Raw genomic sequence first — 13,221 nt, forward strand, 5'->3', positions numbered from 1 at the left:
CGCTTCCTACTGCCGGGCACATGACTCCAGTTCACTGACCAAGCATGACAAGGAAATGCGGATATCGTCGTAGGCAACCGATTCGTTCAGAACCTCAAAGACTTGCTTGGCCGAATCAGTTTGCAACTCTAATGCTTTGGCGCGAATGCGTTCGAACGTGTCCGCCTTCACCCAGGGCAACGGATCGGTCCGGCCTTCGGATTCTAGAAAATCGCAGAGATAACCTGTGACAGTGCTACTTGCTCGACCAGTGGTCTCGACGACTTCCCCAATCGACATGCCATCGCGAAAAAACTGCCAGGCACGACGTGAGGACGCCGAGACTTTCCGCCCCGCTTTCTTAGCGACACCGCTCGTTTTCACAGGGTTCGGATCGGCTTCCCCCTGAAGATACAACCGAATGTTTTCGACGAAGACCTCGCCGTAGTCACGGAGTTTCTTCTCACCCACGCCGCGAACTTCTTGAAACTCCTCGATCGAGGTTGGCTTCTCACGGGCCAACTCCCGGAGCGTTGCATCGCCGAACACGATGTAGGCGGGTACTCCCCGTTCGTCGGCCAGTTCCTTCCGAAGTTCGCGTAACCGCTCGAACAAACCGCGGTCGACACCTTCCCAATTCTCCCGCCGAACCTCGGCTGATGCCTGCGCCGTCGATTTCCGTTTCCGTGGCTGGAGCAATCTCGGCGACGCATCGCCCCGCAGAAGTTCTCGCCCTTTCGGAGTGACCTGGACGACACGATACTCCCCAACTTTTTCGAGGAAACCTTGCGAAACCAGTTGCTCGATCCAGTCCCGAATGGCTCGCCGATCGTGTTCCTGCAAAATTCCATAGGTGCTTGGTTGGTCGTGACCGTTGTCCAAAAGCCGTTTGTCACGCGACCCGGACAAATGCAAACTCACGTAATCACCACCAAATCGCTGATCGAGTCGCACAACTCCCGAGACAATTTTTTGCGCGGTCTCTAACGGATTGCTAAGCATGTCGAGATCGCCGACGCACACATCACATGCGTTGCACGGTTCGTCGGGCCAGTCCTGCCCGAAGTACGTTACCAACGACCGATGACGACACGTCACGCCGGTGCAAAATTGATCGAGGGCTTCGAGCGATTCCATGGCGGCATCGACGTTCCCGGCAGACTCCTCACCGATGATTCGTCGCCACAGTTGAGCATCGCTACCGGAGTAGAACAGACAGCATTCTGCTTCCAGACCATCGCGACCGGCGCGGCCGCTTTCCTGCTGATAGTTCTCCAAAGCTTTCGGCATTCCCGCGTGAATCACATAACGGACATTGGGCTTGTCGATCCCCATGCCAAACGCGACCGTCGCGACAATGGTGTCCGTGCGGTCCTCGATGAATGCATCCTGATTTCGTTGCCGTTCGTCCGCATCCATCCCCGCATGATACGGCAGCGTTTTGTAACCCAGATCGTTCAAGGTGCCGCTGAGTTCGTCGACGTCCCGCCGACTGATGCAGTAGATAATTCCCGATTCCCCTTTGTGACGGTCGAGCACTTGTTGAATCTGCACCAGCCGATTCCGCCGTCGTTCAATCCGATAGAACAAGTTCGAGCGATCGAACGAACCCACTAGTAGTTCGTGATCATTGAGACCGAGGTTCTCAGCGATATCAGAACGGACACGTTCGGTTGCGGTAGCGGTGTAAGCGTGAAAGGCAACATCGGGAAATCGTTGCCGAAGCGCTTTGAGTTCGCGGTACTCGGGACGAAAATCGTGGCCCCATTCGCTGATACAATGGGCCTCGTCAATGGCGATAAAACTCAGATTGGATTCTTCCAAGAAGTCCTTCGTGCGTTCTTGGACGATTCGCTCGGGAGCGACATAGAGAATGCGGATTTCACCTCGCCTCACAGCGGAGGCAACCTCCTTGCGTTCGGATGCCGAAAGTGAACTGTTCACGCACGCCGCCGACACACCGCAACCGCGTAATGCATCGACTTGATCTTTCATCAGTGAGATGAGGGGCGACACCACGACCGCCAAGCCATCTCGGCACAGCGCGGGAACTTGGTAACACAGCGATTTTCCGCCGCCAGTTGGCAACACGACTACGGAATCGCGGTCTTCCATGACGCATCGCATCGCCTGCTCTTGGAGAGGGCGAAAATCGTCGTAGCCCCAGTACTGCTTGAGACACGCGCGCAGTCGGTCCGTCGAATCATTGGGCGATGCGTCCGCCATCCGCATGGTGCTCCGTCATAAAAGAAACCCGGCCCCCAAAGAAACCGGGTTTCATCATTCCATGAGAATCAATTCCGCCATCGCGGAACTGAGTTTCGATTACAAATCTGCTTCGCTGGGAACTTCGTAGCCCTTGCGATATTCACGCGTCAGCCAAGGATTCGCGGCTCGTGCGTGTTCGCCGATGAACTCTTCGGTTTCAGGATCGATTTCGAGCATCGGTCCGAAGTGCATTTTGTTTTGGCTCAGATCGATACCGTTTTCGCGGAGGTGCGACGAGAACCGATCGTACGTTTCGGCCAGTTCGCTATCGTCCGACAAACGAGCTTCGGCTTCCTTCGCAGTGACCATTTCGCCCATCCGCATCGAAATGTTGCCGAGGTGACACATTGCGGATGAGTAGTGGCCTTCTTCGATGTCGGCGTTCAAATCGCTCACTTTGCGGCTGCGGACAGCGGTCACAAAGTTGCCGAAGTGATCGTCACCACCACTGAACTTCTTGACGACGTTGCCATCGAGATCGAAGGCGGCTCCGCCGTTGTAGCTGGTCATCACAACATATCCGTTGCTGCCGTAGAAGATCACACCGATCTTCGCACCGCGTTCGGCACCGGTCTTCAATCCACGAACCTCGAAGATGACTTTTTTGTCGCCGTAGTCGTGAAAGGTAACTTCGGTGTTGGCGGTTTCGCCGGCGTCTTCATAACCGAAGCGTCCCCCGAAACCCATCACGCGTTTGCCCACGGACGTCGCGCCAAGCCCCCAACGACAGATGTCCATTTGATGGATACCTTGGTTGCCCAAGTCGCCGTTGCCGGTGTTCCACACCCAGTGCCAATCGTAGTGCAATTTCGGACGGGTCAATGGTTGGAGAGCGGCCGGTCCGGTCCAAAGGTCGTAATCGACGCTGCCGGGCACATCGTATTTGCCGGCCGGTCCGATCGGGCCACGCGGTTTGTAACACAAACCACGAGCGAAATTGCAATCGCCGATTTGTCCTGATTGCACGTACTCGACGGCTTCCGTAGTGGCCTTTGTCGAACGGCATTGCGTCCCGGTTTGCACGATCTTGTCGTACTTCCGAGCGGCTTGCACCATCCGTCGGCCTTCGCTGACGTTGTGGCTGACGGGTTTTTCGACGTACACGTCTTTGCCGGCTTGCACGGCCCAGATCGTGGCCAACGCGTGCCAGTGGTTCGGAGTCGCAATGCTGACGACGTCGATGTCTTTATCGTCGTAAGCTTCCCGCATGTCTTTGACGTACTTCGGCTTCTTGCCGGTCTTCTTATGGATTTCTTCCACTTGAGCCTGACCGACGGCTTCATCGGCGTCGCAGATGATCGCGACTTCGGTGTCTTTACGACCGGAAAATGCACTCAAGTGCGACCGTCCACGACCGCGAACACCCACAACCGCAACCCGTAACAACTCGTTCGGACTGTCGGACTGTCCGTCCTTCGCAAGAACAGTTTGAGACGATGCACCAGCGGCGACAGCGGCAGCGGTTGCGAACATCGAGTTTTCAAGAAACTCACGACGGCTGCGATTGGTCATCAGCAACACTCCTGAATTCAGAATGGCGGGACAATAACTGGCGGGTGGCCGACGAGTGGATGAGGACGACCGACGACGCTCTCGACCAGTCTACTCGTCCCGAACGGGAATCTTCAAGCCTGTCCATCAACGGATCGCCCGAGAACACCCGCAATTTTCCTGCATTCGTCCATGATCGTGGCGAATGTGTCCGGCGAAATCGTTTGAGCGGCATCGCTAACGGCTTCCGCCGGATTCGGATGAACTTCGAGTAACAACCCGTCACAACCGACCGCGACGGCGGCACGACACATGGACGGTACTAACGACGCAATCCCCGTCCCGTGACTGGGATCGACCACGATCGGTAAGTGGGTCCGTTCTTGCAAGTAAGGGACCGTGGCCAACGGGAGCGTGAAACGCGTGTGAGACTCGAATGTCCGCACTCCGCGTTCGCAGAGAATCACCTGCTGATTCCCTTGGTCTAAAATGTACTCGGCTGCGAGCAAGAACTCGTCCATTGTTGCAGACGGTCCACGTTTCAAGAGCACCGGTATCTGCGTTTCGCCGACCGCCTGCAGAAGATGATAATTTTGCATATTGCGGGCTCCGATTTGGAGGACATCCGCATAGTTCCCGACCAAATCGACATGCTCGGGCGTCATCACTTCCGTGACGACCGCCAAGCCGGTTTCCTCCCGGGCGGCCGACAGGTATTTCAATCCTTCTTCTTTCAACCCTTGGAAGGCGTATGGACTTGTTCGTGGTTTGAAAGCACCACCACGCAGCCCCGTTGCACCCGCTGCTTTGACGTACCGAGCCGTCTCGATGATTTGTTCTTCGCTCTCCACGGAACATGGCCCCGCGACGACACCAACGTGACCGCCACCGAACACAAGATCACGAACTTTGACAACCGACGGCTCTGGCTTTGTCTCTCGACTGGCAACCTTATAGGGAGCAAGAATCGGCACCACTTTGTCGACTTCGTCAAGTCGTTCCAACGCTTCCCGATCTTCGTCACGCCGTTTTGACCCGACTGCCGCGACGACGGTCCGCTCGGTTCCGACAATCACATGGGCTTTCAGACCGAGACTTTCCACGCGAGCGGCCACCCGCTGAATTTCGTCCTCGGAGCGTCCCGGATGCAAAACGACAATCATCCCAATATTCCTCAGCCAGAGAACGAGCAATTAATGAATAGAACTTTGAAACGAATCCTCGCAGAGTTGACCCGGATTTTCCAGATACCGGCAAAACTCCGATCGTGAGTGTTTTACGGCGTACGCCGCCTAACGGTGTGGTTCCCCAGATCGAACTATGCGGCGGGGTTGTCGGTCGAAAGTGGCGGGACTATAGTGCAGCGGCATTTGTGAAGCCGTTTTAACCGCCTGAACACAGTCGAAACTTCGATGGCCGATTTAACCCATTTTGACGAACGCGGTGCCAGCCGTATGGTCGATATCGGTGAAAAACCGATTACGACGCGGGTCGCGGTTGCGGAAGCGTGCATTACGATGCAGCCCGAAACGCTGCAACTCATCCGTGACCGCAAATTTGCCAAGGGAGACGTGTTCGAGGTCGCACGGTTGGCGGGAATCATGGCGAGCAAACGAACAGCTGAATTGATTCCGCTGTGTCACCCGCTCGGACTCGACTCGGCTACGATCGACTTCGATATTCGGGACGAACGTACTGTGCGAATTCTGGCGACGACTAAAATCAGTGCTCGCACAGGTGTGGAGATGGAAGCCCTTACATCGGCCAGTATCGCCGCACTCACAATCTACGATATGTGCAAGGCGGTTGATCGGGAAATGGTGATCGGGCCGATCCAGCTTCTCGAAAAACGCGGCGGCAAAAGCGGAGACTTTCAGCGTAATACCGACAACGAGCCCCGTTAAATTCCCAGCGACTCACACAGTGGCGTTTCGCCCCTAACGATTCCATTTAAACATTGGCTTGACGATCACTTTTCAGTCAGGCGGTTGGCCTATGAATCCTCAAGTATCCGGACCGAACTTGCTCGCCCGTATCCACCAGTTTCTCGGTGGATCGTTGGAAGAAGCCGATCGCATCTTTCGCGAGGAGTTGAGAAGTCGTCGTCCGTGCGTCCAAGACATTTTCGGTCATGCCGTACAATTCCAAGGCAAACGGCTGCGGCCGATGTTGTTGTTGCTGTCTGCGGCGGCCAGCGGTGGAATTCGCAAGGACCACCACGTCCTCGCGGCGGTTGTCGAAATGATCCACACCGCGACGCTGGTACATGATGACATCCTCGACGAAGCGGAGACTCGCCGACACGTCGCCACTGTCAACGCTCGGTGGAACAACGAAACGAGCGTGCTATTCGGGGATTATCTCTTTACCCATGCCTTTCATTTGGCGGCAAGTTTGGACTCCACAACCGCTTGTCGACTGATCGGACATGCGACCAATGTCGTCTGTGAGGGTGAACTGACGCAAATTTCCGAACGAGGGAATCTCGATCTCACCGAAGAGCGGTACTTCGAGATTATCGATGGCAAAACGGCAGAGTTGTGTGCCCTCTGTGGACAACTCGGTGGCATGTATGCTGGTGCCAATAATGACGTGATCGACGCATTGTCCGATTACGGTCGCTCACTCGGTTTGGCATTTCAGATTGCCGACGACTTGCTCGATCTCACGGGTGACGAAAACCGGACCGGCAAAACGCTCGGTTCCGACTTGCTCAAGCAGAAACTCACACTTCCGGTGATTCGGTTACTCGCAACGGCGAACGCCGAAGATGCGGTGACGATTCGCTCGTTGATCGCGGAACCCGATGAACACACCGGCGAAAAGTTGCTGCCGTTCCTCGAAGCCTCCGACGCTCTAAGCTACACCAGAGAACGCGCTGAAGAATTGATCTTGGCCGCCAACTCACGCTTGTCGATCCTGCCCGATTCACCCGCCCGGCGAATTCTGGAATCGCTGACGGACTTCGTGCTCCATCGATCTTTCTGAACTGGTAAGTCGCGTCGTCCTTCGACCGATCTTTAGGGTAGGGTGGTTTCACTTGCGGATCGTGAGCCGCGACGTTTTCGCCACCACACGAATCCACCAATCACGCACAGCACCAACATCCCGCCTCCCACTACCTGGACCCAGGCAAACGTGACAGCGATTTTATTGATGAGGCCGCTGTGTTCGGAATTGGTTTTGGGAATTTGACCGGTGTACTCGGCGACGTGATGCAATAGATTGATCGCCAGCGACTTCTCCGGGATTTCCTCGTGACACGCCAGGCAGGTGCCGGTGCGTGTCATGTGTTCAATCTCATCTTTGTTGAACGCACGCGACAACTTCCAATGATGCCCGACCGTCGCAAGTTGATTACCGTCACGGTCCACGATTTGTGACCAATCATGGTCGAGATTGGTGATCGCCTCCATCTGGGGAACTGCCTTCCGTGAAAGGACCGTCCCGTCGGTCGTTTCCAAGTCGACAAAATGCTTTTCGTTCCAAGGTCGTGTCCCGTCGATCCCTAATCCCAATGCCTTGTCTGACGCATGACAGGATTCACAGGTCCGGGCATTTTTCGTCATGGTGTGCGGTTGCGTGGGACTCATGTCGATCGCCAATTGCCCGTCGTCACCGCTGCCCTCGAGACCTGCCGGCGTCTTGAAAATGTGATTCCGTAAAATCGGTTCGCCCTCCGGGCCGATGATCGTAATCGCCGGTTGACATCCGGGAGCTAACGGCGTCACTCGACCTTCTCCGTTGACCCCCAAAATCGGTTCTTCCCACCGCAAATAACTTCGTTGCTCACTGACTTTACCAGGGATCATCAAGTCGTAATCGGCTTCGCCATCGTCGGCCCGATAGGCCGGCTCTTGATGTTTGCGTCCTGCGGCAATCCAGTCGAAACCTTTGCGGGATTCGGAAATCTCAGGGCACTGGTCTTTCTGGCTGTAATCGACATGGACATGACAACCATAACATTGCGGTGTCCAACTTGCGTGGCAGGTGTAGCACTCCATGCGATCCAGATGTTTCGAGACGCCCTTCATCGAAACCAAGCCACGGAGACTGATGGCCTTTTCGTCGACCAATTTCTTGAGGGGTTTCAACCGTAAGTCTTTTCCCGCAGCGGTGTGAACGATGACCTCATCACCGTCTCGCACGACGTTCTCGTATGGGTTGCCCCGAGTCGTCAGCAAATATCCGTCCTTCTTTTCGTAAGCGGTTCCCGCCCAAGTGTGCGGCAACTGTTTCTCGGCGACGCCCCGCGGCTTTCCGGTTGCGGGTTTGGTGTCAAACTCATCCATGAACCCCAGTGGAAGGTCCCAAGGAAATGCATCGGGCGTACCATGACAATCCGCACACTCGATCTGCACAGCCGCCAAGTTTGTCGCTGCAAGAAAACCGTCGCCGTGCACATCAATCGACGTGTGACAGTCCTGACATTTCATTCCCTTTTGATAATGAATGTCCTGATCCATCGCGATGTAATGCTTCGTGTGCAGACCCGGCTGATTCTCACCTTCCGCAGTGAATGGAGAGGCATACGGGGTTTCCATCAGTCCCTGAAACGACACCCCAATGCGTTTACCGCGGTTGTGACACGTCGTACATGTTTCTGCAGGTAATCCGTGGTAACTGACATCGTGAATCGTGACCGTCGCTTCCCGCGTGCCTTGAATTTGATGTGTTAGTGGATGTGTCGGTTCGTCTTGCGGAATGGCTTTGTCACGGCCTTCGTAGAAACCTTCGTTGCTGTAGGGAATGTGACACGAAGAGCACCCCATGCCCCGGAAGTCGCCACGTTTGGAACGTCCCTTGACCGCGTGATGACAACGGTTGCACTCTTGACGAATGTACGTATAGACGGCCTTTTCGGGGTGATCGCGAAGTTGATCGAGTTCATCGAAACCCAACGCATCGGGCAACGGCTCGTGGGAATCGACGAAGACGTTTGGTTCGAGTTTCTTGAGCCGTTCCATGTAACGTCGATAGGTGTCGGTGCCGAGGCGATCTTTATAGTTCTGCGGATTCTCGACCGCATAGTTCGCGTACTTGTGCTCGTACCCTGTCAACGCACCGAACGACCAACACGTGCCCTGAATCTTTCCCGCCTCGGTCATCATCAAACTTTGCCACTGCACACGAACTTGTTCCGTGTGACATTGACCACAAGTTTTCTCGTTGACCCATGGACTTCCAGGATCAGGGTAGAAATCGTCTCCGCCGTGGGCGATCGCTTTGTCTTCGGTCTCGGTTGCGTCGCCATTGTGACAAACGATGCACCCGGCCGGGTCGCCTGCCGCTTTGCCTCGCGTCATGATCTGCGAAAGCATTTCAGAACCGATCTCGCGGATCGGTTCGATCTCACCATGACAGGTCATGCAGCCAGATTGCGCAGCCTCGGGAAAATGATCGACCAGCCGATCTTGGGCAATGATCGCGGCGGCAGGGATGATCCAAACCGTCAAAGCACTGTAGATAACAGCCCGAAATCGAGATGGACAACGTGAATGGACTTGATCGCAGTATTGCATGCTCACCGAGTTGGGATCCGAATAGGAAGCGACGGGGTCGGCAGGACCACCATAGTTCGAACCGCCCCGGACATGCAATCCTCCGCCGCGAATCAGTCAGCTCGCCGCGTCATGACAATCCCTTTGAGATCCATGACTTCCTGCCCGACTAATTCAGTCGCCTCGATTTCCAACCGTCGCCGACCGGGTTGCAAATCGACTTCACCGAATTCAAGACGCCCCCAATCTCGATTGACGTATCGTTGTCGGCTACGTTCATCTCGGTTCGGCAGATCCAGAACCTTCGCTTCCGCACCTGGCAGAGTTTTGCTGAGCGTCTCGTCACCGATTTGAATTTGGATGCGAGAACCCGCATTCGATTCGGAACAGCCGTAGAGCAGTTCGATTTCATAACGCCCAGGGCGTTGCACCTCGAGATCAAACCAAACCTTCGCATTCACATCGGTCCATTCGGTTAGCCAATCGTGGGCAAACCCGGGACCGTGATCGTATTTCAGCGGCGGATCGGCATACGCTTGTGGTGCATGAAGGATCACCGGGTTTTCCTGAGGATAACCAACCGGAATCGCAAAACGCTCAAGTGGCACACGCGATGTGTCATCGATCCAAGCCTCATATTGCTGACTCAGTTCCTGGACGACATTCGGATGTTGTTCGGCGATATCCGTTTTCTCGCCGGGATCGTTCTGCATGTCGAAGAGTTTCCATGCGGAGGCGTTGTCATCTTTGGGCCGCGCACTGGATCCGCCTTGAGGACCGGGAATCGTCCGCACCAAACGATACCGCTGTGTGCGAACTGCACCGGGATATCGGTTCGACTGCGAGATCGGATTATGAGTAAACAGGACGCGATCTTCCCAGTCTGCCTGCGGATTCTTGAGTAACGGCACCAGACTCAATCCATCAATCGGCGGACCGACAGGCGGTTCGACACCGCACAATTCCAGCAGAGTCGGATAAATATCGATATGGGATGCTAACTGCGTGACCGTGCTCGATGAGGGGAGTTTCCCCGGCCACCGCACGAATAACGGCACTCGACATCCGCCTTCATGCACGCTGGTTTTGCCTCCACGCATCCCCGCGTTGTAGTGCTTAACGCCAGCCGTTCCGCCGTTGTCTGTAAGAAACAACACGATCGTGTTCTTGGCAATTTCGCGTTTCTCCAATGTCTCAAGAATCCGCCCCACGTTTTCGTCGATGTTCTCACACATTCCGTAGAAAGCCGACGTTTTCTCGTCGAAACCCTGTTTACGGAATTTGTCGTAGTATTCGTCGGGCACCTGGTAAGGAGAATGGGGAGCGTTGTAAGAAACATAACAGAAGAATGGCTGTTTCTCGGTTTGCTCGATGAATTTCACCGCTTGCGTTGTGAGAACATCGGTGATGTATCCTTCTGTCTGCACCGGACTCGATTGCTGAGTAAGTTCTGCATTGAAGTATGCATTCGTGTGGCCGTTGCAGAAGCCGAAGAACTCGTCGAACCCTTGGCCATTGGGTGTGTATGGGAATTGTTCGCCATTATGCCATTTGCCGAAGCATCCCGTGCGATATCCCGCGGTTTTCAAAGCCTCGGCAATCGTAACTTCGCTGGGCCGCATGGCTTCTTTGTTGTGGGTAACGCCCCACACACCACAGCGGAGTGGATAACGACCGGTCAACAACGCCGCCCGCGTCGGTGCACAGAATGAGTTCACATAGAAACGATCGAACCGGACGCCCTCGCGAGCAAACTTGTCGAGAACCGGTGTTTTGAGGTACGGGTTCCCATGAATGCTGAGATCGCCATAACCTTGGTCGTCCGTCAAAATCAGGACCACATTCGGCGAGTCTGCCGCAGACAACGCGGGATGTGCGAAAGCGATCAACAACGCCGAAATTGTCGTGCAAAAATGCAGAGCGAAGGCCGCCCGATATCGTAAATTCAGCATGTGTGCGTTACTCGTCGAAGGTGTTATCGGCCGGCGACACTCGGAAGGTAGCATGATTGGCAAGTCGACACGCTACCACAGAACGAAACGCGTTTCACGTCTCCGTATTTGACGTGAAACCTCATCTCACCGGGATGAATTGGTTTCCCGTTGCAACTGCCGTAGGTTGCGTTCGACGACCGCCTTAGCACGTTTCGGATCGGCTTGCGGATTCGGAATTGGCATTTGGGCGTTGACTTCTTTTCGCCAGTCAGCCAAGAGTTGAGTCAATCGCGTCGTCACCTCGGGATTAATCGCCGCCAGATTCCGTGACTCACTCAGGTCATTTCGCAAGTTGTAGAGTTCCACGGGTTGTCCGTCGTACCGTTCGATCAGTTTCCAATCGCCGGACCGCACGATGCCATGTGGTCCGTCGCCACCGGCATGGTAATGCGGATAATGCCAATACAACTCCGACCGTAACAGCTTCGCCTTCCGTTGCGTAAGCACCGGGCGAAGGCTCACCCCGTCCGTGGGTATCGTTTGCGTGACACCAGCAAGTTCCATAACGGTCGGCAGAATATCAATGGTCGAAACAGGAGTTTCACACACCTTCCCAGCGGGCACATGCCCGGGCCAACGCACGATCAACGGAACGCGAATTCCCCCCTCATACGCGGAACCTTTGCCGCGACGTAATGGAGAGTTATCCGTGAAACCAGTTTCGGGACCATAACGATGGGTCAATCCGCCATTGTCTGACGTAAACCACACGATCGTCCGATCGCTAATCCCTGATGACTCCAGTTGTTCGAGGATTCGCCCGACACTGACATCGAGTTGATGAACCATCGCTGCATAAACGGCATTCTTGTGGACGGCATCGGGGGTGTCCCGCTCCTCCAAAATCTGTTCATAGCGTTTGACCAAATCCGCCGGCGCTTGGATCGGCGTATGAGGCACATGATAAGCCATATATAAGAAGAACGGTCGATCCTGCCATTTCTGAATCAGATTGACGGCTTGATCGGTCAGATATTCGGTTAAGTACTCGCCTTCCGAAATACCGAGCTGATCATTTGCTCGAAGGAAGTACCCTTTGGCCGGCGGTTTGAGGACCTGAACATCAAAACCATGATCGGTCGGATCGTATTCGCGTTTGCGATCGTTCCTCGGATTGAGATGCCATTTGCCGACCTGTGCCGACGAATAGCCTGCGTCCCGCAGCACTTCGGCGATTGTCGTAGTTTCGTGCGGAAGATACTTCGTCCACGCGGGTGGAAGAACGGGTTCGTCCGGTCGATTCTGCCCGGCGATGAAGTCGGTCAAATGCAGACGCGCCGGATACAAGCCCGTCATCACCGAGGCTCGTGTCGGTGAACAAACCGTGCAGGCGGAATATGCATCTGTAAACCGCATCCCTTGCATTGCTAACCGGTCGAGGTTCGGAGTCTCGTAAAGATCACTTCCGAAGCAGCCGAGACCGTTGTAACCCAGATCATCGGCAAGCAACACAACAACGTTGGGACGCTCCTCAGCCGTTGAATCGGCGGGAATCAGCAGGCAGCCGATGATCAACACGCACGAGATTAATCGCTGGTGTCGAACGATTATCACAAACACATCGGCAACCAAACGCTGGCAAGATTCGGGAATGCGTGGAAGCTGCATGTTGTCTCCAATGGGCTTCGGACGAATCTCGGTGCAGAAATGCTTCCTCATATGTACCCAAATTGAACCGAATTCCCAACCGACCTGGCGTTCGGCATGCGATTGATCACAAATCCCGATTAGAAAAACGAGTCAGACAGAAATGCCGAAAAAACTGCGAACCTTCCGTGACAAAATGGACTCTTCCCTGAACGAAACTTGGACATCAGGCGGAATTTCGGGCGAGTCACCAAGCGAATTCCAGCAAACCCTTTGTTTCCCCTCGCTTTGTGGTTTGCATTTCGGAACCAAGACGCTAACATTCTCCCAACAGTTCAACAACCACCCCGAAGGCGTAGCTCAGTTGGTAGAGCAACGGACTTTTAATCCGTAGGTCCAGG

8 protein-coding genes are annotated in these 13,221 nt (G+C 54.9%); 2 read left to right on the top strand and 6 right to left on the bottom strand.

Features of this window, described 5'->3' with window-relative positions; genetic code table 11:
- Positions 1-6 precede the first annotated feature (6 nt).
- The 3 genes from recQ to aroF all read right to left on the bottom strand — a co-directional run bounded on the left by recQ (position 7) and on the right by aroF (position 4,901).
- A complete protein-coding gene (gene recQ / locus AC5DDB_RS02280; protein WP_491738045.1) occupies positions 7-2,205 on the bottom strand; it encodes a DNA helicase RecQ in 2,199 nt (732 codons plus the stop codon).
- A 99-nt stretch (positions 2,206-2,304) separates the two neighbouring features.
- A complete protein-coding gene (locus AC5DDB_RS02285; protein ID WP_491738046.1) occupies positions 2,305-3,759 on the bottom strand; it encodes a Gfo/Idh/MocA family protein in 1,455 nt (484 codons plus the stop codon).
- A 113-nt stretch (positions 3,760-3,872) separates the two neighbouring features.
- Positions 3,873-4,901, bottom strand: coding sequence for a 3-deoxy-7-phosphoheptulonate synthase (gene aroF / locus AC5DDB_RS02290; protein WP_491738047.1), 1,029 nt, complete (start codon positions 4,899-4,901; stop codon positions 3,873-3,875).
- Between the two features lie 249 nt (positions 4,902-5,150).
- Between aroF and moaC the strand changes: the two genes are divergently transcribed.
- Together moaC and AC5DDB_RS02300 are read left to right on the top strand one after the other, a co-directional pair.
- Complete coding sequence (gene moaC / locus AC5DDB_RS02295) at positions 5,151-5,642, top strand: cyclic pyranopterin monophosphate synthase MoaC (protein WP_491738048.1); 492 nt, start codon at positions 5,151-5,153, stop codon at positions 5,640-5,642.
- Between the two features lie 91 nt (positions 5,643-5,733).
- On the top strand, positions 5,734-6,726 hold the full coding sequence (locus tag AC5DDB_RS02300) for a polyprenyl synthetase family protein (RefSeq protein ID WP_491738049.1): 993 nt from the start codon (positions 5,734-5,736) through the stop codon (positions 6,724-6,726).
- A gap of 32 nt (positions 6,727-6,758) precedes the next feature.
- Here the strand turns inward: AC5DDB_RS02300 and AC5DDB_RS02305 are convergent, their stop codons facing one another.
- The 3 genes from AC5DDB_RS02305 to AC5DDB_RS02315 form a co-directional block, all read right to left on the bottom strand.
- Positions 6,759-9,260, bottom strand: a complete 2,502-nt coding sequence (locus AC5DDB_RS02305; protein WP_491738058.1) for a multiheme c-type cytochrome — start codon at positions 9,258-9,260, stop codon at positions 6,759-6,761.
- 92 nt (positions 9,261-9,352) lie between these two features.
- A complete protein-coding gene (locus AC5DDB_RS02310) occupies positions 9,353-11,191 on the bottom strand; it encodes an arylsulfatase (protein ID WP_491738050.1) in 1,839 nt (612 codons plus the stop codon).
- Between the two features lie 126 nt (positions 11,192-11,317).
- Complete coding sequence (locus tag AC5DDB_RS02315; protein ID WP_491738051.1) at positions 11,318-12,841, bottom strand: sulfatase; 1,524 nt, start codon at positions 12,839-12,841, stop codon at positions 11,318-11,320.
- Positions 12,842-13,221: the final 380 nt, after the last annotated feature.

The organism is Thalassoroseus sp., from assembly GCF_984380535.1.